This window comes from Pantoea sp. nfd-35, assembly GCF_056892255.1.
Genome location: NZ_CP122403.1, coordinates 866,672 through 890,241, shown reverse-complemented (window position 1 = coordinate 890,241; position 23,570 = coordinate 866,672). Strand labels below are relative to the sequence as shown.

Sequence of the window (23,570 nt, the reverse complement as noted above, 5' to 3'; positions counted from 1 at the left end):
GGCGGGGCTTTTTTTTTCTTTTTATTCCTCTCGGGCCTTCAGTTTCCCCCACCTGCACATTTTTTTAACTCAGCTACACTTTCTCTCAGCCTGTGCTCAGCTAATGTGTTAACGCTTACAATTTGAAACGCTTTAGATATCGGCTATTTAGGAATTTATCGCCGTAGTTATTCTTCCTAAAATGCGTTATTTTCAGCGTCATCTGATAGGCGTTAAACAGGGCATTGTCAGAAACTTCGAGGGTGCTATACCTCACTGGTTACTTGACCTTTCTGGGTTATAAATGCTGGATTTCAGGGTTTCAGCAAGTGTAAGCGATTACATCAATGTGATCGGGCTCACTTTTTGCCCAGATAAGGTTTTTTAACATCGATAACAACAATGATGGATAATTTTGGAGGCAACCATGCCTGGCAATTCACATAAAAGCAGAACCTCAAATAAGGCAATGACCTTATTTGTCTGCTTTCTGGCAGCCCTTGCAGGCCTGCTGTTTGGGTTGGATATCGGCGTTATCGCCGGTGCACTGCCCTTTATCGCGAAGGACTTTAACGTTACGGCACACCAACAGGAGTGGATTGTCAGCTCAATGATGTTCGGGGCGGCCATCGGTGCTATCGGCAGCGGCTGGATGTCATCGCGTCTGGGGCGTAAAAAAAGCCTGATGGCTGGTGCGATCCTGTTTGTTATTGGCTCACTGTGGTCAGCCATGGCACCTAACCCAGAAATGCTGATCAGCGCACGCGTGCTGTTAGGCCTGGCGGTCGGTATCGCCTCTTACACTGCGCCGCTCTATCTTTCTGAGATTGCGCCTGAAAAAATCCGCGGCAGTATGATCTCGCTTTATCAGTTGATGATTACCATCGGTATTCTGGGTGCGTACCTTTCCGATACCGCGTTCAGCTTCACAGGTAACTGGCGCTGGATGCTGGGCGTGATCACCATTCCTGCCCTGCTGCTGCTGATCGGCGTGTTCTTCCTGCCAAACAGCCCACGCTGGCTGGCGGCGAAAGGAAACTTCCGTGATGCGCAACGCGTACTGGATCGCCTGCGTGATACCAGTGAGCAGGCGAAGCGCGAGCTGGATGAGATCCGTGAAAGCCTGAAGATCAAACAGTCAGGCTGGGGATTATTTACCAGCAGCAGCCACTTCCGTCGTGCGGTGTACCTGGGCATTCTGCTGCAGGTGATGCAACAGTTTACCGGCATGAACGTCATCATGTATTACGCACCGAAAATTTTTGAGATTGCGGGTTTCGCGAATACCACCCAGCAGATGTGGGGAACGGTGATTGTCGGCCTGGTTAACGTACTGGCAACCTTTATTGCTATCGGTCTGGTGGATCGCTGGGGCCGTAAGCCTACCTTGATTCTGGGCTTCCTGGTGATGGCAGCCGGTATGGGCGTTCTTGGCACCATGCTGCACATGGGCATTCATTCACAAGGTGCACAGTACTTTGCCATTGGCATGCTGCTGATGTTTATCGTGGGCTTTGCCATGTCAGCCGGTCCGCTGATCTGGGTTCTGTGTTCTGAAATTCAGCCACTGAAAGGACGCGATTTCGGTATCACCGTTTCAACCACGACTAACTGGATCGCCAACATGATTGTCGGCGCAACCTTCCTGACCATGCTGAATACGCTGGGCAATGCGCCGACCTTCTGGGTCTACGGCCTGCTCAACGTCTTCTTCATCGTCCTGACGGTGATGTTGATTCCCGAAACCAAAAACGTTTCGCTGGAGCACATTGAACGTAACCTGATGGCAGGTAAAAAGCTGCGCGATATCGGTCAGTAAGCCCTCCTCAATATGTCCCCTAGAGCCAGTCAAGGTAAGCTGACTGGCTTTTTTCTTGCCGCTTTACCCACAACTGACAACGAAAAATATCCTACCGTTTCAACGCCCAGACCTTGCCGTTACTGGCTTGCACCTCCCCGCTTCGCTTTTCTTTCATTAAAGTCGAAAAAATATACGCCGATAAATTACCTGACGTTTTCATTATAAAAAGCTTTTTTCAGACTTCGCGTTGACCAGGAAATAGCATGAACAATACCAGCCCTAAAAAGACGATGAGCACCCGTGCTCAGATGCTGCTGGCAGGCGGAATGACGATCGTCGTGGGGTTTACTGCGACCATCGGATTACTCAGTTGGCAGTCCTCGAAAGAACAAAAATCTCTTGCCGCTAACTACCTGCAGCAAATTGCTGCTAGTCACGCCGGGCAAATTCAGCAGGAACTGACGCATGCATTGGATGCCGCTCAAAACCTGGGGCAAAGCCTTGCTGCCCTGCCTGCAGCAGGGATAAACGATCGCAAAGTTGCCGACAAGCTGATGGAATATGCATTAAATAAAAACCCTGACTTTGTGTCGATGACCGTAGTGTTTGAACCCGATGCCTTTGATGGCCGTGACAGTGCCTTTGTCGGGCCGCAGGGAACGCCACCGGGTGGTCGCTATGCCTGGTATGTTGACCGGGACAAAGACGGGCGCTACAAAATGAATCCGGCGCTGGACTTTCTGCAGCCGGGGGCCGGTAATTACTATTTACTGCCGAAAGAAACGCAAAAGGACACCCTGATTGAGCCTTACAGCTTCGCTTATGATGGCGCAAAACCAGAGTGGTTAACCTCGGTGGCTACCCCTGTTATGGTCAATGACAAACTGAAGCTGGTTGTCAGTTCCGATATCCTGCTTTCCGCCATCCAGAAAAAAGTAAACCAGATCAAACCCTGGCACGAAACCGGCTACGCGCTGCTGCTTTCGAACAGCGGCAACGTGATTTCCTCCCCCAATGCAGGTGAAGCCGGCAAAAAATGGCAGGGAAACAGCAACAGCTACCGTACGGCAGTGACAGAACAGTACGATCCCGTACTGAAAGAAAATGCCATGTACACCTGGTACCCGATAAGCGTGGGCAACAACACGAAACCCTGGTATGTAGGGATTGTGGCACCCGTCAGCCAGGTAATGGCGGCGGCTGACAAGCAGCTTTACTGGGCTATTGCGCTGATGATTGTCAGTATCCTTTCCGTGGGGGCCGTGCTGGGTCTGTTATTCAACCGTAAAGTGATGCGTCATCTTGGCGGTGAACCCGAAGAGGCGGCGCGCATTGCGCTGGCCGTTGCTGAAGGTCAGTTAAACAATGGCATTCAGGTTGCGCCAGGCGACAGCAGCAGCCTGTTTTATGCCCTCAACACCATGCAGACACAGTTGCAGAGCATTGTGGGACAAATCAAAGACGCCAGCACCTCGGTCCAGCAGGGAGCGGGCGAAATTGCCGGTGCAAACCTCAACCTCGCCTCACGCACCGAGGAACAGGCTGCTGCACTGGAAGAAACTGCCGCGAGCATGGAGCAGATTAGTGCAGCTATCCGCATGAACGCGGATAATGCACAGCAGGCAACGAGCCTGACTGAAAATGCCACGCGCATCGCCAGCCGGGGGGAAACCCTGGTCGATCAGGTGGTCACTACCATGGCGCAGATTGATGAAAGTTCAAAGAAAATCGGTGATATCACCACGCTGATTAACAGCATCGCGTTTCAGACCAACATTCTGGCACTTAATGCTGCTGTTGAAGCTGCACGCGCAGGCGAACAGGGGCGCGGCTTTGCGGTCGTAGCCGCCGAAGTCCGGAATCTCGCGCAGCGGACAACCAGCGCCGTGAAAGATATTTCCGCCCTGATTGAGGAATCAGTTGTTCGGGTTGAAAATGGCGTTGTGCTGGTCAACGATGCAGGCAAAACCATGCATGAGATGACAAATGCCGTTTCATCAGTGCAGCGCATCATTGGTGAAATCGTTGCTGCATCCGATGAGCAAGCCCGCGGTATTGCGCAGGTGACCATCGCGGTCAATGAAATGGATGGCACGACCCAGCAAAACGCTGCGCTGGTTCAGCAGATGTCAGCGGCGTCCAGCTCACTTGAGGATCAGGCGCAGCAACTGGCTCAGACAATAAGGCAGTTCCATTAAAATAATGTCATGTCTGCCCGTCGGGTTCGGCGGGTACGACTTTTTTGCAGGACCGATATTGCTGTTGAGTTGAGTTCCACGCCGCTGCCGCTTATGCTGAGCGCCATGAAAACATCCCGTCTTCCCATTGCCCTACAACAAGCCGTTATGCGCGCCCTGCGTAGTGGGCTCGAACGGGCAAATGAAAAGCTCGAACAACATTATCCCGAACCCAGGCTGGTTTATCAGCAGCGCGGCACGGCTGCCGGAACGGCCTGGCTGGAAAAATGGGAAATCCGCCTGAATCCTGTCCTGCTGATGGAAAATCAGCAGGCCTTTATTGATGAAGTCGTTCCCCATGAGCTGGCCCATTTGCTGGTGTGGAAAACCTTCGGCCGCGTTGCACCGCATGGCAAAGAGTGGAAATGGATGATGGAGACTGTGCTGGGCGTGCCGGCGCGGCGCACCCATCAGTTTGAGGTCGAGTCGGTGCGCAGCCGCACCTTTGCTTATCGCTGCCAGTGTCAACAGCACCAGCTTACCGTGAGGCGCCATAATCGTGTCGTTCGCGGCGAAAGCGAGTACCGCTGCGTTCACTGCGGTAGCCTATTGAAAGCCGAGGTTTTTCCCCTTTCCTGAGCGGATTCTCATTCCGCCTGAGCAGGCATTCTGTTACCCTGCCGCCCTTTTAAGGACCAGGGGTAAAACTGGAACATGTCTCGCAAATTTCTCATCACGACTGCACTGTTACTCGCGTCTTTTAACAGCCAGGCCCTAAACCTCAACAACTATCATCAAAATAATTTTCAACAGGCAAAAGCCTACGCCGCAGAGATTAATGACGATGCGCCCGGCAGCTTTTACTGTGGCTGTAAAATTACCTGGCACGGCAAAAAGGGGGAGCCTGATCTGAACAGCTGTGGCTACCAGCCGCGCAAAAATGCCCACCGCGCCGCACGTATCGAGTGGGAACACGTGATGCCCGCCTGGGAGTTCGGCCATCAACGTCAGTGCTGGCAGAACGGCGGCCGCAAAAATTGCAGCAAAGATGCCGACTATCGCCGTATCGAAACCGACCTGCATAATCTGCAGCCGGCAATCGGTGAAGTGAATGGCGATCGCGGTAACTATGCCTACAGTCAGTGGAACGGTACGGATAAACAGTACGGTCAGTGCAGCATGCAGATTGATTTTAAAAACAAGCAGGCGCAGCCGCCCGAACGGGCCCGTGGCGCGATAGCCCGGACTTACTTCTATATGCGCGACCAGTATCATCTGCGTCTGTCACGTCAGCAAACGCAGTTATTTACAGCCTGGAACAAGCTCTATCCGGTCAGCAAATGGGAATGCGAGCGCGACCAGCGCATCGCTCGCGTACAGGGGAATCATAATCCTTATGTGCTTGAGGCTTGCACGCGTTAAAATCCCTGCCCTAAACTAACTGTTTCACAGCCCCGCCGCGTCAACCTCGCGGCGTTTAGCTCTCAGGGACATTATGCGCATACCTCGCATTTATCACTCACAGCCTGTTCATGTTGGCAGTGAAATCACGCTTGATGAAGACGCGTCCGGTCATGTTGGTCGCGTGCTGCGTATGACCAGCGGACAGCATTTAGAACTCTTTGATGGCAGTAATCTGACTTTCGCTGCAGAAATCACGCATGTTGATAAAAAACGTGTAAAAGTATCCATCACGGCAAGTCAGGAAGACGATCGCGAGTCGCCCCTCCATCTGCATCTCGGTCAGGTCATGTCTCGCGGCGAAAAAATGGAATTTACCATCCAGAAATCAATCGAACTGGGCGTTAATGTTATTACGCCGCTGTTTTCTGAACGCTGTGGTGTCAAACTGGATGCCGAACGCCTGGCAAAAAAAATTCAGCAGTGGCAAAAGATTGCTGTTGCCGCCTGCGAGCAGTGTGGTCGTAACCGGGTACCCGAAATCCGTCCGGCCATGGCACTGGAAGCCTGGTGCAGTGAAGCGGAAAGTGGGTTAAAACTGAACCTGCACCCGCGCGCCAGCCATAGCATCAACACATTGCCTCAGCCGGTTGAGCGCGTTCGCCTGCTGATTGGTCCGGAAGGCGGGCTTTCAGCTGACGAAATTGCCATGACGGCGCAGCACGGTTTTACCGATATTCTGCTTGGCCCACGGGTTTTACGTACCGAAACAACGGCCCTGACTGCCATTACGGCACTTCAGGTGAGGTTTGGTGACCTGGGTTAAGCGATACTTTTAGCTCCACTGGGACGCCTGTAATCAACATCGCGTTCTGACTGCTCAGCCCCTTTTTGCCCGAACGAAACGAGACGGTAACCGCCGCCTCCTTCAGGAGATAATAATGATCAAGCTTGGCATCGTGATGGACCCAATCTCATCCATCAACATTAAAAAAGACTCCAGCTTTGCAATGCTGCTGGAAGCACAGCGCCGGGGTTACGAAATCCACTACATGGAGATGAACGATCTCTCCCTGCGCGGTGGTGTGGCTTACGCCCGCACTCGCCTGCTTAGCGTGGAACAGAATGCCGAAAGTTGGTATCAGTTTGGCAGTGAGCAGCAGATTAAACTGGCCGATCTCAACGTCGTATTGATGCGTAAAGACCCGCCGTTTGACACCGAGTTTATCTACTGTACCTACATCCTGGAACGGGCTGAAGAGCAGGGCACGCTGATCGTCAACAAGCCGCAAAGCCTGCGCGACTGTAACGAAAAACTGTATACCGCCTGGTTTGCTGAATTCACGCCGGACACCCTGGTCACGCGTTCTAAGCAACAGCTGCGGGCGTTCTGGCAAGAGCATGGCGACGTCATCATGAAACCGCTGGACGGCATGGGCGGCGCCTCTATTTTCCGAGTGAAGCAGGACGATCCGAATTTCGGCGTTATCGCTGAAACCCTGACTGAACATGAAAGCCGTTACTGCATGGCGCAAAACTACCTGCCAGCTATCAAAGACGGTGATAAGCGCGTGCTGGTGGTGGATGGCGAACCGGTTCCTTATTGTCTGGCGCGTATTCCCCAGGGGGGAGAAACCCGCGGAAACCTGGCGGCTGGCGGACGCGGTGAAGCGCGCCCGCTGAGCGAAAGTGACTGGGAAATCGCCCGCCGCGTCGGTCCAACACTGAAGGCCAAAGGCCTGATTTTTGTGGGCCTCGACATTATTGGTGATAGACTGACTGAAGTTAACGTGACCAGCCCAACATGCATTCGTGAAATTGAGGCCGCCTTCCCTGTCTCCATCACCGGTATGCTGATGGACGCCATTGAGAAGCGCCTGAGCTGAGCATAACGCTGGGGCCATGCTCCGTGATCAACCCAACACCGGTGCAGCAATCACGCACCGGTTATCTTTGGTAAAGCATGTGAGAATGAATTTACAGCATCACTTTTTAATTGCCATGCCATCGTTGCAAGATCCCTTTTTTAAACGTTCTGTCGTCTACGTTTGTGAGCATAACGAAGAAGGGGCAATGGGGCTGATTATCAATAAGCCGATGGAAAACCTGACGGTTGAAGGCATTCTGAAAAAGCTCAAGATCGCCGAAGATAACCGCGATCCGGCTATCAATCTTGATAAGCCTGTGTTCAGCGGTGGTCCGCTGGCGGAAGATCGGGGCTTTATCCTGCACTCGGCACAGCGCACCTTTACTTCCAGCATTCGGGTGTCAGACAACACCGTGATTACCACCTCACGTGACGTGCTGGAAGCGATCGGTACAGCCTCACAGCCCGATCATGTGCTGGTCGCGCTGGGTTATTGTGCCTGGGAAAAAGACCAGCTTGAAAATGAGCTGATGGAGAACGCCTGGCTGACCACACCGGCTAACAGCAATATTTTGTTCCAGACGCCCATCGCCGAGCGCTGGCGTGAAGCCGCGCGCAGTATGGGCATTGATATTCACAACATGGCCAGCGATGCAGGTCACGCCTGATGAATACACAAACGTTGTTAGGTTTTGACTTCGGCACCAAAAGCATCGGCGTTGCGGTTGGTCAGCAGCTGACGGGCAGCGCCCGTCCGTTAAGCGCGATTAAGGCGCAGGACGGGACGCCAGACTGGCTGCAAATTGAAAAGCTGCTTAAAGAGTGGCAGCCCGACTTTGTTGTGGTGGGTTTGCCACTGAACATGGACGGCACCGAGCAGCCTTTAACAGCCCGCGCCCGTAAGTTTGCGAATCGCCTGCATGGCCGTTTTGGTATTCGCGTTGAGCTACAGGATGAGCGCCTCAGCACCGTTGAAGCGCGCGCCGGTTTGTTTGAACGGGGTGGCTATCGTGCCCTGAATAAAGGTTCAGTCGATTCCCAGTCAGCGGCGATTATCCTGCAGGACTGGTTTGAAACCCATTAATGAATCACCCCTTCGGCCTGACGGGCTAACCGACTCTGCTCAAAGGTTTGCATTCCGGCCTGCGCGCCGGTTTGCAGAATAGCGGGAATCTGATGCATTTTGCCTTCCCGAATCAGATTGACCACCGCGCTGGTGGCAATCAGCACCTCAAACAGCCCCACGCGTGTCTCATCTGTGGCTGAAACCAGCTGCTGCGCAATAACGGCTTTCAGACTGCCCGCCAGCTGGGTGCGTATCAGCGCCTTTTCATCTGCAGGGAACACATCCACCAGCCGATCCACCGCCTGGACTGCGCCGCGCGTATGCAACGTCGCCAGCACCAGATGTCCGGTTTCTGCCGCGGTTAATGCCTGGCGAAAGGTATCGCTGTCGCGTAACTCTCCCAGCATAATCACATCGGGATCTTCGCGTAAGGCCGCTTTCAGGCCCAGACTAAACGAGCGGCAATGCAGCCCCACTTCGCGCTGTTGAATCAGGGACTGCTGGCTGTGATGAATAAACTCAATGGGATCTTCCAGCGTGAGAATATGACGGGCCTGCTGCCGGTTGATGGCATCGACCATGGCGGCGAGCGTGGTGGATTTACCGCTACCGGTCGCGCCGGTAATCAAAATCAGCCCGTCCTGTTTGTTCAGCAAGGTGGGCACAACCTGCGGAAGGCGTAAATCCGCAAGCGAAGGACAGCGGCTGGCAATAATACGCAGCGCCAGAGACAGCCCGTTGCGCTGCATAAACAGGTTCGCGCGCAGGCGCTGCCCGTTAACCAGTGTTAAGGCGAAATCCAGCTGCCCTTCTCGCTTTAGCACCTGCTGCTGTTCGCTGTCCAGCCATGACGAGGTAAATCGCGCCATCCAGTCGGATGGCAGGATGGGCTGGCCGGGCAGCGTTTCAAGCCCGCCCTGACGGCGCCAGTACGGCGAATGTCCGTTACAAAGGTGCAGATCGGCGGCGTTATGCTTTACACTAAGCTCCACTAATTCATCCAAATCCATTTTGATCTCCAGACTATGACTTCAATCCAGCACAACTTACAGCAAGTCCGTCAGCGAATCGCTGCTGCTGCAACCCGTTGCGGCCGGTCGCCAGAAGAAATTACGCTACTTGCAGTGAGCAAAACAAAGCCTGCGAGCGCGGTCGAAGAAGCCGCAGCGGCGGGACAGATCGATTTTGGTGAGAATTACGTTCAGGAAGGGGTTGAAAAGATTCAGTCACTGACCTCACATCCTGCCTTGACCTGGCACTTCATTGGCCCGCTGCAGTCCAATAAAAGCCGCCTGGTCGCTGAACACTTTGCCTGGTGTCATACGGTCGATCGTCAGAAGATCGCACAGCGTCTTAACGATCAGCGGCCTGAACATCTGCCGCCGCTCAATGTCTTAATCCAGGTAAATATCAGTGATGAAAACAGCAAATCTGGCATCATGCTGGAGGCGGTTGCCGGACTGGCTCAGGACATCCTGACAATGCCGCGTTTGCGTTTGCGCGGGCTGATGGCGATTCCGGCACCCGAAGAAGATTATCAGCGACAGCTGGCGGTATGCCAGCAAATGGCTGATGCTTTTGACCAGCTTAAACAGCAGTATAGCGACGTTGATACGCTTTCCCTTGGGATGAGCGATGACATGGAGGCGGCAATTGCCGCTGGCAGTACGATGGTGCGCATTGGCACCGCCATTTTTGGCGCGCGAGATTACACACAACCTTCACAACAATAATTGAGGAACTTCATGTTAACAATGACGTTTTTAGTAAAAACGCTAATCGATCTCTACGTCATGGTGCTGCTGCTGCGCATCTGGATGCAGTGGTCACGTTGTGATTTTTATAACCCGCTTGCGCAGTTTGTCGTGAAGATTACTCAGCCGATTGTAAAACCCCTGCGTCGTATCCTTCCGGCTCTGGGTCCGATTGATACGGCCTCACTGCTGTTGGCCTTTGTGCTGACAACGCTTAAATATCCCCTTCTGCTGCTGATTCAGGTCGGCGTGTTCTCTGTTGATCCCACGAATTTGCTGGTTGGCCTGCTGTCGCTGTTGAAATCTGCAGGTTATCTGGTGTTCTGGGTCATTATCATTCGCTCCCTGATGAGCTGGATCAGTCAGGGCCGCGGCCCGATGGACTATGTGCTGATTCAGTTGACCGAGCCGTTAATGGCGCCGATTCGTCGTATTCTTCCTGCCATGGGAGGCATCGACTTCTCAGCCATGATCGTGATTCTGGTGCTGTATGCCCTGAATTTCCTTGGCATGGATCTTTTCCCGGGTCTCTGGTATTTGCTGTAAATGAATCAAACTGGAACTGTTATGCAAAAAGTTGTTCTTGCCACCGGCAATCCCGGCAAAGTACGTGAGCTGGCGGATCTGCTCGCTGACTTTGGTCTGGATGTCGTGGCGCAAACCGAACTTGGCGTGGAATCCGCCGAGGAAACCGGCCTGACCTTTATTGAAAATGCCATCCTGAAAGCGCGCCATGCCGCGCAGGTTACCGGCCTGCCTGCTATCGCAGATGACTCTGGCCTGGCCGTGAATGCGCTGGGTGGCGCGCCCGGGATTTACTCAGCCCGCTATGCTGGTGAAGACGCCAGCGACCAGCAGAATCTGGAAAACCTGCTTCAGGCTCTGGAAAACACGCCTGACGGACAACGTCAGGCGCAGTTTCACTGCGTGCTGGTTTATCTACGTCATGCTGCCGACCCAACGCCGCTGGTCTTCCACGGTGCTTGGGAAGGGGAAATTACCCGAACGGCATCCGGTGAAGGTGGCTTTGGTTACGATCCGGTGTTCTGGGTTCCGGCACTGGGTAAAACTGCAGCCGAACTGACTAAGGCAGAGAAAGGAAAAGTCTCTCATCGTGGTAAAGCATTGACGCTGTTACTGGAAGCGATGCGTAATGCCTGATTTACCGCCTCTGAGTTTGTACATCCACATTCCCTGGTGTGTACAGAAATGCCCCTACTGCGATTTTAATTCTCACGCATTGAAGGATGAGGTGCCGCACGTTGAGTATGTGCAGCACCTGCTGCGCGATCTTGAACACGACCTGCCGCTGATCCAGGGTCGTGAGGTTCGCACGATCTTTATCGGCGGCGGGACGCCAAGCCTGTTAAGCAGCAGCGCCATGCAGATGTTGATGGATGGCGTACGCGAGCGGCTGACGCTAACAGCCGATGCTGAAGTCACGATGGAAGCCAATCCGGGCACGGTGGAAGCGGATCGCTTCAGCGCCTATCAACGCGCCGGTATTAACCGAATCTCGATTGGTGTCCAGAGCTTCAGCCCGCAGAAACTGGAACGTCTGGGCCGTATCCACGGACCGGAAGAAGCGAAGCGTGCCGCAGCACTGGCACAGGGTTTAGGGCTGCGCAGCTTCAACCTTGACCTGATGCACGGCCTGCCCGATCAGTCGCTGGCCGAGGCGCTGGATGATTTGCGCCTGGCGATTGCGCTCAACCCGCCGCATCTCTCCTGGTATCAGTTGACGATTGAGCCCAATACGCTGTTTGGCTCTCGCCCGCCAACCCTGCCGGATGATGATGCGCTATGGGATATTTTTGAGCAGGGCCACCAGTTGCTGACTGCGGCAGGTTATGAGCAATACGAAACCTCGGCCTATGCTAAACCGGGCTACCGCTGTGAGCACAACCTGAACTACTGGCGCTTTGGCGATTATCTGGGCATTGGTTGTGGTGCGCATGGCAAACTGACTCAGCCAGATGGCCGTATTGTCCGTACCGTAAAAGTGCGCCATCCGCGTGGCTTTATGAAGGGCAATTATCTCGATAAGCAGTACGACGTTGCAGACGAGGATAAGCCTTTTGAGTTCTTCATGAACCGTTTTCGTCTGCTGGAGGCCGCGCCGCGTGCAGACTTTAGCCGCTATACCGGGCTGCATGAAACGCTGATTCGCCCACAGCTCGACGAGGCCATTGCCGCAGGTTACATCACTGAATCGCCGGAACACTGGCAGATTACAGAGAAAGGGAAACTGTTTCTGAACTCGTTGCTGGAGCTGTTTTTAGCGGAAGCCTAGAGCATTCTGGCCCGGAAGCATCACTAAAGCGACCGGGCCGTTTGCGCGAACATCAACCGCGTTCGGTATTCTGTCTCAGTTGTAACAGCTTCGTATTTATAATGGCGATGTTGACCTCACAGGGCATACCATCATCCAGATAGACGGTTTCGTTGATCTCCAGCGCCGCCTCATTCGCATTAAAATTCAATAGTCTGAGCTGCTCACCATCGGTGACGTTGATGGCATTCAGTTGCTGATCGCGACGCTGAATTTTCTTGCCGGTGATCTGTTCAATGTACGAATACTTTGAGATCTCCAGTCGTCCAAACTCCATGCTGCTAAACAGGCTGACAGGCAGGTGGATATATTCCAGCGCAACGGGGATGTCATCAAAACACATCAGACGAACAATTTTGTAAATCTGGTCACTGTTCTTGATGCGTAAAGCCTGCGCCATATCCGGCCCGGGCACTTTAATGATGCTGGCAGTCAGCACCTTTCTGACCGCTTTATGCCCTTTTTTGTGTGCCTGATAATCAAACGGGGAAAGCGCATGAAACCGGCCTGAGTGATTACTCTTGCCGATGGACCCCACGAACAGCCCGGAGCCTTTCACCCGATAAATACGCTGTTGCTCAATAAGAATGCGGGTGGCTTCCCGCACCGTCGCCCGGGTAATACCAATGTTCTTAGCAATCGCGATTTCCGTGTCCAGCTTATCGCCCGGCAGCAGTCCATCCTGCATGATCTTTGTCAGGATATAGTCGACTACCTCTTTTTGCTTCTCTGTAATGCCATCGAACATCAGCATATTCCCGAATAGTGTGCCCGTGCCTGCGGTGCCCTGCAGCAAACCCTGCAGGCCCGGTTTTCGTCACGACGTGCCCGTGAGCAAAGATCCAGATGTGATCCAGCTAACGATTTTGCACTCAAACCCCACGCGCCCCGCCAGAAATGATTCTTGCATATTGTATCTGTACAGGTCGAGGTGCATCATCAAGATGACTAGACAGCTTGAACATGTCTATACGTACAAGCCGGTTTTTGCAACAGCAATTTGTCAGAACTGACGAGTGCAACTTAAATTAATACCTTGTTTTAGAGTAAGTTAATGTCATTTACGTTTACCCCTCAGCCGTGAGTAGTTTTGTCAGATGAAATAAAAAAGGCAAAGCCGCAGGGATAAACAGAGAAAGATGACTGTACAGCTTGATGAATTCTGGAAGCCAGCTGGCTGACTTTTTTGCCTAACCTTTTATCCAGGACATTGTATGCCGAATCTGACCCAATGGCTGAATGCTGAAAAAATTCAATATATTGAGCGCGTATCCGACTGGAAAGCCGCGATTCAGGTCGCGGGCGATCCTCTTCTTAGTGAGGGGGCGATTTCACAGGATTACATTGACACCATCATCCGCCTCAAACAGGAAACCGGTCCCTACTTCGTTATTGCGCCGCGCATTGCCATGCCGCATGCCCGCCCTGAGCAGGGTGCCAAAAAGCTGGGATTATCCGTAGTCAAGCTGGCTAACCCGGTCACCTTTGATGCAGGAGAGAATGATCCTGTCGATATCCTTTTTATGTTCTCCGCCCCTGACAGCAACAGCCACATTGAGATGATCTCCCAGCTGGCTGAGGTGCTTACCGATGACGACGTGATGGAGCGCGTTTATCAGGCACAAAGCCAACACGCACTCTGTGCCCTGTTGTTAGCAGACAGCATATCCCGTTAACTCGTTAAAATTAAAAGAGGTTTTTATGAAAATTATGGCAGTTTGTGGTTCAGGCCTGGGAAGCAGCTTCATGATGGAAATGAACATCAAAAAAGTGCTTAAAGCGATGGATATGACGGCAGACGTTGAACACGCCGATCTCGGTTCGGTCACGCCAGACGTGGCAGATGTGTTCGTGATGGCAAAAGACATCGCCTACAGCGCTAACCTGCCACCGGAAAAAGTCATCATTATCAATAACATTATCGACCTGAAGGAAGTTGAGCAGAAAATTCGCGACTACTTCAATAAATAACCCTGTCACCCACTTAAAAAAGAACACTTACCGCTGAGGTTATTATGTTTATACAAAACCTTTTACTGGTAGTTGTCGACGTGCTGAAAGTCCCCTCTATTCTGGTCGGGCTGGTCGCCATGTTCGGTCTGATAGCGCAACGTAAACCGCTGCCGGATGTGATAAAGGGTACGGTAAAAACCATCCTGGGTTTTTTAGTACTGGCAGGCGGTGCCACTGTGTTAGTGGGATCGCTGACGCCGCTGGGGGATATTTTCAAACACGCGTTCAACGTCCAGGGCATTATTCCCAATAACGAGGCGATGGTTTCTATCGCCCTGGCGAAGTATGGTGCGCCCACGACGCTGATTATGGCCTTCGGCATGGTGGCCAATATTACCGTCGCCCGCTTTACGCGTCTGAAATATATCTACCTCTCAGGTCATGTCACTTTTTATATGGCCTGCATGATCGCGATTATTCTTTCGGTGGCGGGTTTCGAGGGCGTGCAGCTTATCTATACCGGCTCGCTGACGCTGGGCATGTTAATGGCCTTTTTCCCGGCACTGGCGCAGCCCTACATGCGTAAAATCATTGGGCACGATCAGGTCGCGCTGGCGCACACCGGTACGGTTGGCTATGTCCTGTCGGGCTGGATAGGTTCTTTGGTGGGCAAAGGTTCTAAATCCACCGAAGAGATGAACATGCCAAAAAACCTGAGTTTTTTGCGTGACAGCACCATCTCTATTTCCCTGACGATGATGGTCATCTATTTTATTTTGTCCATTTCGGCAGGCAGAGAATACGTGGAGAGTCAGTTCAGCCACGGGCAAAACTATCTGGTGTACTCCTTTGTGCAGGCCATTACCTTCGCTGCAGGTGTTTTTATTATCCTCCAGGGCGTGCGTTTGATTCTGGCCGAAATTGTGCCGGCGTTTACCGGGTTTTCAGAGAAGTTGGTGCCAAGCGCGCGTCCGGCACTCGACTGCCCTATTGTGTTCCCCTATGCGCCTAACGCCGTTCTGGTCGGTTTTATTTCCAGCTTTATCGGCGGCCTGGTCGGGCTGTTTATTCTGGGACAGCTGCACTGGATATTAATTCTGCCTGGCGTGGTACCGCACTTTTTCTGCGGCGCAACCGCAGGCGTTTTTGGTAATGCTACCGGCGGGAAACGCGGGGCCATGTTAGGTGCCTTTGCCCACGGTATTCTGATTACCTTCCTCCCGGTCGCCTTATTGCCTGTCCTGGGCGCCATCGGCCTGACGAATACCACCTTCTCAGACACCGACTTCGGCGTCACGGGGATTCTGTTGGGGAATATGGCCAGATTCCTTGATAAAGGGACCATTACCATGGTGATCACTGGAATTTTTGCCCTGCTGGTTATCTATAACTATGTCGCCCGTAGCAAAACGGTCGTCAAAGAGGCCAATAACGATTGACAGGCATCAGGGGCTGACTCCAGCCCCTTTTTTCAACAACGTGCTAAAGCAGAAAAACGCCAGCCGTGGCGGCGTGACGTTCAGGATGAAAGGCAGACGACCAGGCGGCGCAGGCCGTCTGAAAAGCACTATTTCAGCGAACCGACCAGGGCTTTACGGTCATTCTCAAGCGTAATCACCCGGTTACAAACCGCTTTGCCAAACTGCTGGAAATCGGCTTCCTGATTGTTCCACTCGCTCTGAATGGCGTTTTGCAGGCCGCCAAGATTGCCCATCAAGCCCTGCAAACCGCTACCGCCACCGTTGGACATCGCCTTGCTGCCCATCTCATTGATGCTGTCCTGCAGAATACCGCCCATCGCCTGATTAACCAGCTGTTGACCATCGGCACGCACCTGATCGATCGCCTGATGATGGAAGGTTAAACCATCGCTGCGATGCTCAATAATACGGTTCATCTGGGTTTTTAACTGCGTATTCAGCGTAGCCAGTCGGCTATGTAACCGGCTGGATTCGCCAACCTGCTGAGTAATGATGTTATCCAGCGCGGCACGCCCTTTCTCCAGACGGGATGTTGCTCCGTTATCGATCCAGGGAAGATCGCGGCGTAAGGCATTTTGATAATCAATCGCCTTCTGACGGTTAGCGGCGTTCAGGGCCATCTTCTGACCGTTGAACTGCACATCCCCCAGCGTCGATATCTGCAGATTGCCATTTGCGCCCACCACCTGCACGCTTTGTGGCGTAATCACAACATCATCCTGCGGTTTGACACTGCACTCCCAGGCAGCCTGGGCCTGCGTTGCCGCCAGTAAAAGGCCGGCGACCAGCGCGTTACGAATCATACAATCTCCCTGTCTGGGTGTGAAAGCGACACTGCTGGTAACTTAGTCCCACCAGACGTCAAAGAGTTCGGTAACTTTCACATCCTGCAGCTTGCGGTCTTCCAGCCACTTGCGCACGAGTTCACGATGCTCATCGGTGCATTTACCGGTTTGCTGCAGGCAAATCAGCCCTTCCCACGCCAGATAACCGCTGCCATCGTAAGCCAGACCATTAGGATCGATCGCTTCGTTGATGAACTGGTTCAGGGTTTCATCGATGTCACTTTCAGACGTGCCTTCAGGAAAACGCCAGGCCACGGAAAAGCCCAGTTCCTGGAATTCATCGATATGTAATTTTTTACGTAAACGGCGGCTGCGTTGTGTGGCCATTATTTCACCCTCTCAAACATTAAATCCCATACGCCATGGCCTAAACGCTGCCCGCGCTGCTCAAATTTTGTCAATGGACGCGTTTCAGGACGCGGCACATAGGTGCTGTCTTCAGACAGGTTACGATAACCTGCGATGCTGCTCATGACCTCAAGCATATGTTCTGCATAAGCTTCCCAGTCGGTTGCCATATGGAATACGCCACCCAGCTTGAGCTTACGCATCACCAACTCGGCGAAAGGCACCTGCACGATACGGCGTTTATTGTGACGGGCTTTGTGCCACGGGTCGGGAAAGAACAGCTGAACCATGCGCAGTGAGTTATCAGGGATCATCTTTTCCAGCACTTCAACCGCATCATGGCACATCACGCGCAGATTGCTGACGTCGGCTTCTTTCGCCGAGGCCAGGCAGGCACCTACGCCTGGCGCGTGCACTTCAATTCCCAGGAAGTTTTGGTGGGGAGTGTTTTGCGCCATGGTCACCAGCGAGGCCCCCATGCCAAAGCCGATCTCCAGCGTTACCGGGGCTTCGCGGCCAAACAGCGCGGGCAAATCTACGGGATCAGGCTGATATTCAACACCCATCTCTGGCCAGTAGTTATCCAGCGCCAACTGCTGGCCTTTGGTTAAGCGGCCTTGGCGGCGCACAAAACTGCGAATCCGACGCAACGGGCGTCCATTCTCATCAAATTCCGGGGTGATGACATCATTAATCATGTTGAAGCCTGCTGGTTTGCCTGTTCTGGGAAACGGGCATTATGCAAAGTTCAAAAGCAGAAGCAAGCCTTTGCCACGTTCTGCTTTATTCCTGCGTGCCCTGAAGCGCAATTTCCTGCCTGAGTGTAGAGTAAACCGCAAAAATTTCCTTGTTATGATGCCAGCCTGCAGGCAAAGACGGCCAACGCTATCGGAAACTTATAAAGACATTGTCTGCCGCCGCTGCTGGCTCAGCTTGCGGTACTGCTGAGGAGACATGCCAACATACCTGGCAAACGTGCTGTAAAAACGGCTGCTGGAGCGGAAACCGGCCGTCAGCGCTACATCCAGAACGGTGATATCGGTATCGCTCAGGAGCGCCCTGACATGATTGATCCGCATGGCCGTGATGTACTGTTTTAGCGTCAGCTGCATCACGCGCTGAAAAATGCCCATCGCATAATTCGCATTGAGTTTAACGTGTTCGGCCACGTCATTGATGGTTAAAGCCTGATCGTAGTTATCTGCGATAAACTCCAGCATCTGGCTGACATAAAACTGAGCATGGCGCGAAACGCTGTTCTTGTGCGTGCGCGACGTTTTGTTCACCAGCACCGGCTGCCATCCCGACAAACTAAAGCGCTTAAGCATCAGACCAATTTCATCAACGGCAAGCTGGCGAATCTGTTCGTCGGGACTGTTCAGCTCCTGCTGCCAGCGCTGCACTTCAAACGCGCTGAGCTGCTGCTTCGCCACAGATTTAATCACCATGCCGTGGGTGACATGATTGATTAACTCCCTGTCGAGCGGCCAGGACAAAAACAGATGCATCGGCAGGTTCAGAATAGCCATGTTCTGGCAGCGTCCGGGACGGGTGAGTTGATGTGGCGTACAGGCCCAAAACAGGGTGATGTAACCCTGCTTGATCTGAACGACCTCGTTATTAATGAGGTACTCCACGTCACCGTCAAAGGGCACATTCACCTCAACCTGACCGTGCCAGTGGCTGGTGGTCATGGCCAGCGGCGGACGCAGTTCGATATCCATGCGCTGATATTCAGAATAGAGCGACAGCGGGCTGCGGGTCTGCTTTTCATCGCTGCTGCACATATGCGGGTCGGGCGGAAGTGGTACGACAGGCTGCATAATCATCATTCCCTCTCCTGAATTATCAGAACCCTGCCATATCTGAACGGCTCAGGCCAGTCTCAGAGGCGAGAAATGCGCGGTCAGCATGACGTTTTCGCCTGTCATCACACCAGATACTCTTCTTTCCGTGCAAATTTGTCCCAAAAACTCAGATCTGCTCGCCGCCAGCATCAGATCTGAGTTTTCGGGAATGCTCGTTCCGTAAGGCGGAAGTTTCTCGATGAATGGCGTGACATTCTGGCGTTATCCAACCTTGTAATGGAGCGTCCTGATGTCTGTACCCAAAATTACCTTTATTGGCGCGGGTTCCACTATTTTCGTCAAAAATATCCTTGGCGATGTCTTTCACCGCGATGCGCTGAAATCCGCCCATATCGCGTTGATGGATATTGATGCGACCCGGCTTGAAGAGTCCTTTACCGTGGTCAGTAAGCTGATGAGTTCGGCTGGTGCGGCCGGAAGAATCACCTGCCACACCGACCAGAAAGCGGCATTAGCGGATGCCGATTTTGTCGTGGTCGCGTTTCAGATAGGCGGCTATGAACCCTGTACCCTCACTGATTTTGCGGTGTGTAAGCGTTACGGTCTTGAGCAGACCATCGCCGACACGCTTGGCCCGGGCGGCATCATGCGCGCGCTGCGCACCATCCCGCATCTCTGGCAGATTTGTGAAGACATGACGGCAGTATGTCCTGATGCCACCATGCTTAATTACGTTAACCCCATGGCGATGAACACCTGGGCGATGTACGCGCGTTATCCGCATATCAAACAGGTTGGCCTGTGCCATTCCGTTCAGGGAACGGCGGAAGAGCTGGCTTACGATCTCAATCTTAACCCGGCCGATTTACGTTACCGCTCTGCCGGCATCAACCACATGGCCTTTTACCTGGAGCTGGAGCGAAAAACTGCAGACGGGGCTTACGTGAATCTCTACCCGGAACTGCTTGCCGCTTTTGACGCCGGGCAGGTACCGAAACCCAACATGCATGGCAATACGCGCTGTCCCAACATTGTGCGCTATGAGATGTTCAAAAAACTGGGCTATTTCGTTACCGAGTCTTCAGAACATTTTGCAGAATATACGCCCTGGTTTATCAAGCCGGGACGAGAGGATCTGATTGCGCGCTACCAGATCCCGCTGGATGAGTATCCCAAACGCTGCGTCGAGCAGCTGGATAACTGGCGTACCGAGCTTGAACATTACAAGCGCGCTGAGCGTATTGAAAGCAAACCCTCGCGCGAATATGCCAGCGCCATTATGAATGCCATCTGGACAGGTGAACCGGCCGTGATTTACGGCAACGTGCGTAACGATGCATTGATCGACAACCTGCCGCAGGGATGCTGTGTTGAGGTCGCCTGCCTGGTGGATGCCAACGGGATTCAGCCTACGAAGGTGGGAACCCTGCCCTCACATCTGGCAGCCATGATGCAAACCAATATCAACGTGCAGACGCTGCTGACCGAAGCCATCCTGACCGAAAACCCTGAGCGGGTTTACCACGCGGCCATGCTGGATCCCCATACGGCGGCGGTGCTGGGCATCGAGGAGATTTATGCGCTGGTGGATGAGCTGATCGCCGAACACGGGGACTGGCTGCCCGCCTGGCTGCACAAATAATGCCTGTGTCTCCGGGCGTGCTGTCCGGCTGCGGCTCTATTCCTTAACAGAAGGCGGGCGCTGGCAACAGCGTCCCGGTACCCGATGAGCATTTCAATAACGACAAAACTCAGCTATGGATTCGGCGCATTTGGGAAAGATTTTGCTATTGGCATTGTTTATATGTACCTGATGTATTACTACACCGACGTGGTAGGTTTGTCGGTTGGCCTCGTCGGTACGCTGTTTTTAGTGGCCAGGATCTGGGACGCAATAAACGATCCGATCATGGGCTGGATCGTAAATGCCACGCGATCGCGCTGGGGGAAATTCAAACCCTGGATTTTTGCAGGCACGCTGGCAAACTCGCTGGTGCTGTTCCTGTTGTTTAGCGCCCATCTGTTTGAAGGCACCACGCAGGTTATTTATGTCTGTGTGACGTATATCTTGTGGGGCATGACCTACACCATTATGGATATTCCGTTCTGGTCGCTGGTGCCTACCATCACGCTGGACAAGCGCGAACGTGAACAGCTGGTTCCCTGGCCACGCTTTTTCGCCAGCCTTGCCGGGTTTGTTACCGCAGGCCTGGCCCTGCCCTTTGTCAGTTATGTTGGCGGCGACAATCGTGGCTTAGGCTTCCAGATGTTTACCCTGGTGTTAATCGCCTTTTTTATCGTCTCCATGTTAGTCACGCTGCGAAACGTGCATGAAGTCTATTCGTCCACCCGCGACGAAACCTCAGGCAGTGACCGCCTGGGGCTAAAAGCCATTGTTGCCCTCATTTACCGTAACGATCAGCTTTCCTGCCTGCTGGGAATGGCGCTGGCTTACAACATCGCGGCTAACATCATTACCGGCTTTGCCATTTACTATTTCACCTACGTCATCGGCGATGCCGGGCTGTTTCCCTACTACCTCTCTTATGCAGGCGCGGCAAACCTCGTCACGTTAATCCTGTTCCCGAAACTGGTAAACATCCTGTCGCGCCGCATTCTGTGGGCGGGCGCGTCCGCGCTGCCGATACTGAGCTGTGGCGTGCTGTTCGCTATGGCACTGGCAGGCTATCACTCAACGCTGCTGATTGTGGTGGCCGGCATCCTGTTAAACACCGGTACCGCGCTTTTCTGGGTGCTCCAGGTCATTATGGTGGCGGACACCGTTGATTACGGCGAATACAAGCTGCACGTGCGCTGCGAGAGCATCGCCTATTCAGTGCAGACGATGGTGGTGAAAGGCGGCTCCGCCTTTGCCGCTTTCTTTATCGCCGTGGTGCTGGGCATGATTGGCTATATGCCCAATATCGTACAGTCGCAGGAAACCCTTGTAGGCATGCAATTTATTATGATTGCGCTGCCGGCTTTGTTTTTTATGCTGACGCTACTGCTCTATTTCCGCTTCTATAAGCTGAACGGCGATATGCTGCGGAAAATCCAGATCCATCTGCTCGATAAATACCGTAAACCGCAGGAGCCAGAAACCCTCCCGCTCAGGATGCAAGACAAGATCAACGTCTGACCAGTAAAAGCCCTTTGCAGGCTTCTGTGAAAGATGTCGCGGGCCGGATTCACATCGTCTGGCCTGCTACTGTCTCCCGGCGGCTCCTGATATTGTCAGGCCCGGCACGACGCTGCCGCACGGGACAGACAGGCCGGTATGAAACAGGCCTTTTCAATCTTCCGGTTTACTCTCACTGGCGCTTATGCTGGAATTCCTGCCCGAATATCGCGTAATCACGGAAATATCCTTTTTATGATGCAAGCCCCGCAGTTCGCGCAACAGGTGCTGGACTGGTATCAGCGCTTTGGCCGCAAAACCCTGCCGTGGCAGCTGGAAAAAACACCCTACAAGGTGTGGCTGTCCGAAGTCATGTTGCAGCAAACTCAGGTTGCCACGGTTATCCCCTATTTTGAGCGCTTCATGGCGCGGTTTCCTGACGTCAGCGATCTGGCCGCCGCGCCCCTGGATGAGGTGCTGCATCTCTGGACCGGTCTGGGCTATTACGCCCGTGCGCGCAACCTGCATAAAGCGGCAAAACAGGTGGTGGACCTTCATGGCGGTGAGTTTCCCCGCCACTATGATGAGGTCGCCGCTTTACCCGGCGTTGGCCGATCCACCGCTGGCGCGATTTTATCTCTGTCGCTGGGTCTGCATTTCCCTATTCTCGATGGCAACGTTAAACGGGTTTTAGCGCGTTGCTACGCGGTAGGCGGCTGGCCGGGTAAGAAGGATGTGGAAAAGCGGCTCTGGCAAATCAGCGAAGAGGTCACGCCTGCTCAAGGCGTCAGCCAGTTTAACCAGGCGATGATGGATCTGGGTGCCATGGTGTGCACGCGATCCAGACCAAAATGCGACATCTGCCCGCTCAACAGCGGATGCGAAGCAAGGGCTAACAACAGCTGGGCCAGCTATCCGGGTAAAAAGCCGAAGCAGACGTTGCCGGAACGCAGCGGTTGGTTTTTGATGATGCAACATGGCGACAAGGTCTGGCTGGAGCAGCGTCCGCCGGTGGGCCTGTGGGGCGGTTTATTCTGCTTCCCGCAATTCACCACTGAAGAGGCGATGACCGACTGGCTGCATGCGCGCGGCATTCACGCCAAACCCCAGCAGCTTACGGCATTTCGTCATACCTTTAGCCATTTCCATCTGGATATTGTCCCAATGTGGCTGTCATGGCCTTCTGCCGGGGCATTAATGGATGAAGCTGGCGGTCTCTGGTATAACTTAACGCTGCCGCCGCCTGTGGGATTAGCCGCACCTGTAGAGCGTCTTTTGCACGAACTGCGCCATCCCCAGCAGTTGCCTTTAGGCAGCTGTGAGATTAACGAGGAAGAATAATGAGCCGCACTATTTTTTGTACTTTTTTACAACGTGATGCTGAAGGGCAAGATTTCCAACTCTACCCTGGCGATCTGGGAAAACGCATTTACAATGAAATCTCGAAAGAAGCCTGGCAGCAATGGATGGCTAAGCAGACGATGCTGATCAACGAGAAAAAACTCAACATGATGAACCCCGAAGATCGCAAAGTGCTGGAAAAGGAAATGATTAACTTCCTGTTCGAAGGCAAAGACGTTCACATTGAAGGCTATACGCCACCCGAAGCATAACTTTTTTTGGCCTCAGTACTGGGGCCG

At 53.3% G+C, this 23,570-nt stretch carries 25 protein-coding genes; 19 read left to right on the top strand and 6 right to left on the bottom strand.

The genetic code is table 11. The features are described 5' to 3' along the window. The first annotated feature begins 406 nt into the window (after window positions 1-406). The 8 genes from P9J57_RS04280 to ruvX all read left to right on the top strand — a co-directional run bounded on the left by P9J57_RS04280 (window position 407) and on the right by ruvX (window position 8,309). Complete coding sequence (locus P9J57_RS04280; protein WP_014594508.1) at window positions 407-1,798, top strand: sugar porter family MFS transporter; 1,392 nt, start codon at window positions 407-409, stop codon at window positions 1,796-1,798. Window positions 1,799-2,043: 245 nt separating this feature from the next. Next, a complete protein-coding gene (locus P9J57_RS04275) occupies window positions 2,044-3,978 on the top strand; it encodes a methyl-accepting chemotaxis protein (protein ID WP_013027083.1) in 1,935 nt (644 codons plus the stop codon). Window positions 3,979-4,083: 105 nt separating this feature from the next. Next, window positions 4,084-4,596, top strand: coding sequence for a SprT family zinc-dependent metalloprotease (locus P9J57_RS04270; protein WP_042677525.1), 513 nt, complete (start codon window positions 4,084-4,086; stop codon window positions 4,594-4,596). A 75-nt stretch (window positions 4,597-4,671) separates the two neighbouring features. Next, on the top strand, window positions 4,672-5,379 hold the full coding sequence (gene endA / locus P9J57_RS04265; protein WP_014594511.1) for a deoxyribonuclease I: 708 nt from the start codon (window positions 4,672-4,674) through the stop codon (window positions 5,377-5,379). A 73-nt stretch (window positions 5,380-5,452) separates the two neighbouring features. After that, window positions 5,453-6,184, top strand: coding sequence for a 16S rRNA (uracil(1498)-N(3))-methyltransferase (gene rsmE / locus P9J57_RS04260; protein ID WP_014605115.1), 732 nt, complete (start codon window positions 5,453-5,455; stop codon window positions 6,182-6,184). A 115-nt stretch (window positions 6,185-6,299) separates the two neighbouring features. Beyond that, window positions 6,300-7,244, top strand: a complete 945-nt coding sequence (gene gshB, locus P9J57_RS04255; protein WP_013027087.1) for a glutathione synthase — start codon at window positions 6,300-6,302, stop codon at window positions 7,242-7,244. Window positions 7,245-7,329: 85 nt separating this feature from the next. Then, complete coding sequence (locus P9J57_RS04250) at window positions 7,330-7,893, top strand: YqgE/AlgH family protein (RefSeq protein ID WP_019104764.1); 564 nt, start codon at window positions 7,330-7,332, stop codon at window positions 7,891-7,893. Then, window positions 7,893-8,309 carry a Holliday junction resolvase RuvX gene (ruvX, locus tag P9J57_RS04245; RefSeq protein WP_013027089.1) on the top strand — a complete coding sequence of 139 codons (417 nt, stop codon included), beginning with the start codon at window positions 7,893-7,895 and terminating at the stop codon, window positions 8,307-8,309. The genes P9J57_RS04250 and ruvX overlap by 1 nt, the downstream gene beginning before the upstream one ends. Here the strand turns inward: ruvX and P9J57_RS04240 are convergent. Then, window positions 8,306-9,301, bottom strand: a complete 996-nt coding sequence (locus P9J57_RS04240) for a type IV pilus twitching motility protein PilT (RefSeq protein WP_483279395.1) — start codon at window positions 9,299-9,301, stop codon at window positions 8,306-8,308. The genes ruvX and P9J57_RS04240 overlap by 4 nt on opposite strands. 15 nt (window positions 9,302-9,316) lie before the next feature. Between P9J57_RS04240 and P9J57_RS04235 the strand changes: the two genes are divergently transcribed. From P9J57_RS04235 to hemW, 4 genes are read left to right on the top strand one after another with little or no spacing between them, the layout of a single operon-like run. Then, window positions 9,317-10,024, top strand: a complete 708-nt coding sequence (locus P9J57_RS04235) for a YggS family pyridoxal phosphate-dependent enzyme (RefSeq protein ID WP_013027091.1) — start codon at window positions 9,317-9,319, stop codon at window positions 10,022-10,024. 12 nt (window positions 10,025-10,036) lie between these two features. Beyond that, complete coding sequence (locus P9J57_RS04230; RefSeq protein WP_014594515.1) at window positions 10,037-10,591, top strand: YggT family protein; 555 nt, start codon at window positions 10,037-10,039, stop codon at window positions 10,589-10,591. A gap of 21 nt (window positions 10,592-10,612) precedes the next feature. Then, complete coding sequence (locus P9J57_RS04225; protein WP_029570628.1) at window positions 10,613-11,206, top strand: XTP/dITP diphosphatase; 594 nt, start codon at window positions 10,613-10,615, stop codon at window positions 11,204-11,206. After that, the gene (hemW, locus tag P9J57_RS04220; RefSeq protein WP_210453919.1) at window positions 11,199-12,338 is read left to right on the top strand and encodes a radical SAM family heme chaperone HemW; all 1,140 of its coding nucleotides are present in this window, start codon (window positions 11,199-11,201) and stop codon (window positions 12,336-12,338) included. The genes P9J57_RS04225 and hemW overlap by 8 nt, the downstream gene beginning before the upstream one ends. A gap of 52 nt (window positions 12,339-12,390) precedes the next feature. On the opposite strand, the gene P9J57_RS04215 is transcribed toward hemW, so the two are convergent. Further along, on the bottom strand, window positions 12,391-13,125 hold the full coding sequence (locus tag P9J57_RS04215) for a GntR family transcriptional regulator (RefSeq protein WP_015699576.1): 735 nt from the start codon (window positions 13,123-13,125) through the stop codon (window positions 12,391-12,393). 466 nt (window positions 13,126-13,591) lie between these two features. On the opposite strand from P9J57_RS04215, the gene P9J57_RS04210 reads away from it, so the two are divergent. Genes P9J57_RS04210 through P9J57_RS04200 form a run of 3 tightly spaced genes read left to right on the top strand, consistent with a single transcriptional unit; the run spans window position 13,592 to window position 15,769 of the window. After that, window positions 13,592-14,053: a PTS sugar transporter subunit IIA gene (locus P9J57_RS04210; RefSeq protein ID WP_015699575.1), complete on the top strand. Its 462-nt coding sequence runs from the start codon at window positions 13,592-13,594 to the stop codon at window positions 14,051-14,053. 25 nt (window positions 14,054-14,078) lie between these two features. After that, a complete protein-coding gene (locus P9J57_RS04205; RefSeq protein WP_013027097.1) occupies window positions 14,079-14,348 on the top strand; it encodes a PTS sugar transporter subunit IIB in 270 nt (89 codons plus the stop codon). A 44-nt stretch (window positions 14,349-14,392) separates the two neighbouring features. Continuing rightward, window positions 14,393-15,769 (top strand): PTS ascorbate transporter subunit IIC, encoded by a 1,377-nt coding sequence (locus tag P9J57_RS04200; RefSeq protein WP_013027099.1) that lies wholly within the window; start codon window positions 14,393-14,395, stop codon window positions 15,767-15,769. A 128-nt stretch (window positions 15,770-15,897) separates the two neighbouring features. Here P9J57_RS04200 and P9J57_RS04195 read toward each other — a convergent pair whose 3' ends face one another. The 4 genes from P9J57_RS04195 to melR all read right to left on the bottom strand — a co-directional run bounded on the left by P9J57_RS04195 (window position 15,898) and on the right by melR (window position 18,833). Further along, window positions 15,898-16,614 carry a YggN family protein gene (locus P9J57_RS04195; protein WP_014605108.1) on the bottom strand — a complete coding sequence of 239 codons (717 nt, stop codon included), beginning with the start codon at window positions 16,612-16,614 and terminating at the stop codon, window positions 15,898-15,900. A gap of 42 nt (window positions 16,615-16,656) precedes the next feature. Then, on the bottom strand, window positions 16,657-16,983 hold the full coding sequence (locus P9J57_RS04190; RefSeq protein WP_013027101.1) for a YggL family protein: 327 nt from the start codon (window positions 16,981-16,983) through the stop codon (window positions 16,657-16,659). Beyond that, entirely contained in the window at window positions 16,983-17,702 is a 720-nt protein-coding gene (gene trmB / locus P9J57_RS04185; RefSeq protein WP_013027102.1) for a tRNA (guanosine(46)-N7)-methyltransferase TrmB, read from the bottom strand. The genes P9J57_RS04190 and trmB overlap by 1 nt, the downstream gene beginning before the upstream one ends. A 198-nt stretch (window positions 17,703-17,900) precedes the next feature. Further along, on the bottom strand, window positions 17,901-18,833 hold the full coding sequence (gene melR, locus P9J57_RS04180) for a transcriptional regulator MelR (RefSeq protein ID WP_029569116.1): 933 nt from the start codon (window positions 18,831-18,833) through the stop codon (window positions 17,901-17,903). Between the two features lie 265 nt (window positions 18,834-19,098). On the opposite strand from melR, the gene melA reads away from it, so the two are divergent. The 4 genes from melA (at window position 19,099) to P9J57_RS04160 (ending at window position 23,543) form a co-directional block, all read left to right on the top strand. Then, entirely contained in the window at window positions 19,099-20,454 is a 1,356-nt protein-coding gene (gene melA, locus P9J57_RS04175; RefSeq protein ID WP_148275575.1) for an alpha-glucosidase/alpha-galactosidase, read from the top strand. Between the two features lie 84 nt (window positions 20,455-20,538). Continuing rightward, window positions 20,539-21,951 (top strand): melibiose:sodium transporter MelB, encoded by a 1,413-nt coding sequence (melB, locus tag P9J57_RS04170; RefSeq protein WP_064372595.1) that lies wholly within the window; start codon window positions 20,539-20,541, stop codon window positions 21,949-21,951. A 234-nt stretch (window positions 21,952-22,185) separates the two neighbouring features. Beyond that, the gene (gene mutY / locus P9J57_RS04165; RefSeq protein WP_019104771.1) at window positions 22,186-23,271 is read left to right on the top strand and encodes an A/G-specific adenine glycosylase; all 1,086 of its coding nucleotides are present in this window, start codon (window positions 22,186-22,188) and stop codon (window positions 23,269-23,271) included. After that, the gene (locus P9J57_RS04160; protein ID WP_013027107.1) at window positions 23,271-23,543 is read left to right on the top strand and encodes an oxidative damage protection protein; all 273 of its coding nucleotides are present in this window, start codon (window positions 23,271-23,273) and stop codon (window positions 23,541-23,543) included. The genes mutY and P9J57_RS04160 overlap by 1 nt, the downstream gene beginning before the upstream one ends. Window positions 23,544-23,570: the final 27 nt, after the last annotated feature.

Coding starts and splice junctions, on each gene's coding strand:
- P9J57_RS04280 (WP_014594508.1), top strand. CDS start 407: ATGCCTGGCAATTCACATAAAAGCAGAACCTCAAATAAGGCAATGACC.
- P9J57_RS04275 (WP_013027083.1), top strand. CDS start 2,044: ATGAACAATACCAGCCCTAAAAAGACGATGAGCACCCGTGCTCAGATG.
- P9J57_RS04270 (WP_042677525.1), top strand. CDS start 4,084: ATGAAAACATCCCGTCTTCCCATTGCCCTACAACAAGCCGTTATGCGC.
- endA (WP_014594511.1), top strand. CDS start 4,672: ATGTCTCGCAAATTTCTCATCACGACTGCACTGTTACTCGCGTCTTTT.
- rsmE (WP_014605115.1), top strand. CDS start 5,453: ATGCGCATACCTCGCATTTATCACTCACAGCCTGTTCATGTTGGCAGT.
- gshB (WP_013027087.1), top strand. CDS start 6,300: ATGATCAAGCTTGGCATCGTGATGGACCCAATCTCATCCATCAACATT.
- P9J57_RS04250 (WP_019104764.1), top strand. CDS start 7,330: ATGAATTTACAGCATCACTTTTTAATTGCCATGCCATCGTTGCAAGAT.
- ruvX (WP_013027089.1), top strand. CDS start 7,893: ATGAATACACAAACGTTGTTAGGTTTTGACTTCGGCACCAAAAGCATC.
- P9J57_RS04240 (WP_483279395.1), bottom strand. CDS start 9,301: ATGGATTTGGATGAATTAGTGGAGCTTAGTGTAAAGCATAACGCCGCC.
- P9J57_RS04235 (WP_013027091.1), top strand. CDS start 9,317: ATGACTTCAATCCAGCACAACTTACAGCAAGTCCGTCAGCGAATCGCT.
- P9J57_RS04230 (WP_014594515.1), top strand. CDS start 10,037: ATGTTAACAATGACGTTTTTAGTAAAAACGCTAATCGATCTCTACGTC.
- P9J57_RS04225 (WP_029570628.1), top strand. CDS start 10,613: ATGCAAAAAGTTGTTCTTGCCACCGGCAATCCCGGCAAAGTACGTGAG.
- hemW (WP_210453919.1), top strand. CDS start 11,199: ATGCCTGATTTACCGCCTCTGAGTTTGTACATCCACATTCCCTGGTGT.
- P9J57_RS04215 (WP_015699576.1), bottom strand. CDS start 13,125: ATGTTCGATGGCATTACAGAGAAGCAAAAAGAGGTAGTCGACTATATC.
- P9J57_RS04210 (WP_015699575.1), top strand. CDS start 13,592: ATGCCGAATCTGACCCAATGGCTGAATGCTGAAAAAATTCAATATATT.
- P9J57_RS04205 (WP_013027097.1), top strand. CDS start 14,079: ATGAAAATTATGGCAGTTTGTGGTTCAGGCCTGGGAAGCAGCTTCATG.
- P9J57_RS04200 (WP_013027099.1), top strand. CDS start 14,393: ATGTTTATACAAAACCTTTTACTGGTAGTTGTCGACGTGCTGAAAGTC.
- P9J57_RS04195 (WP_014605108.1), bottom strand. CDS start 16,614: ATGATTCGTAACGCGCTGGTCGCCGGCCTTTTACTGGCGGCAACGCAG.
- P9J57_RS04190 (WP_013027101.1), bottom strand. CDS start 16,983: ATGGCCACACAACGCAGCCGCCGTTTACGTAAAAAATTACATATCGAT.
- trmB (WP_013027102.1), bottom strand. CDS start 17,702: ATGATTAATGATGTCATCACCCCGGAATTTGATGAGAATGGACGCCCG.
- melR (WP_029569116.1), bottom strand. CDS start 18,833: ATGATTATGCAGCCTGTCGTACCACTTCCGCCCGACCCGCATATGTGC.
- melB (WP_064372595.1), top strand. CDS start 20,539: ATGAGCATTTCAATAACGACAAAACTCAGCTATGGATTCGGCGCATTT.
- mutY (WP_019104771.1), top strand. CDS start 22,186: ATGATGCAAGCCCCGCAGTTCGCGCAACAGGTGCTGGACTGGTATCAG.
- P9J57_RS04160 (WP_013027107.1), top strand. CDS start 23,271: ATGAGCCGCACTATTTTTTGTACTTTTTTACAACGTGATGCTGAAGGG.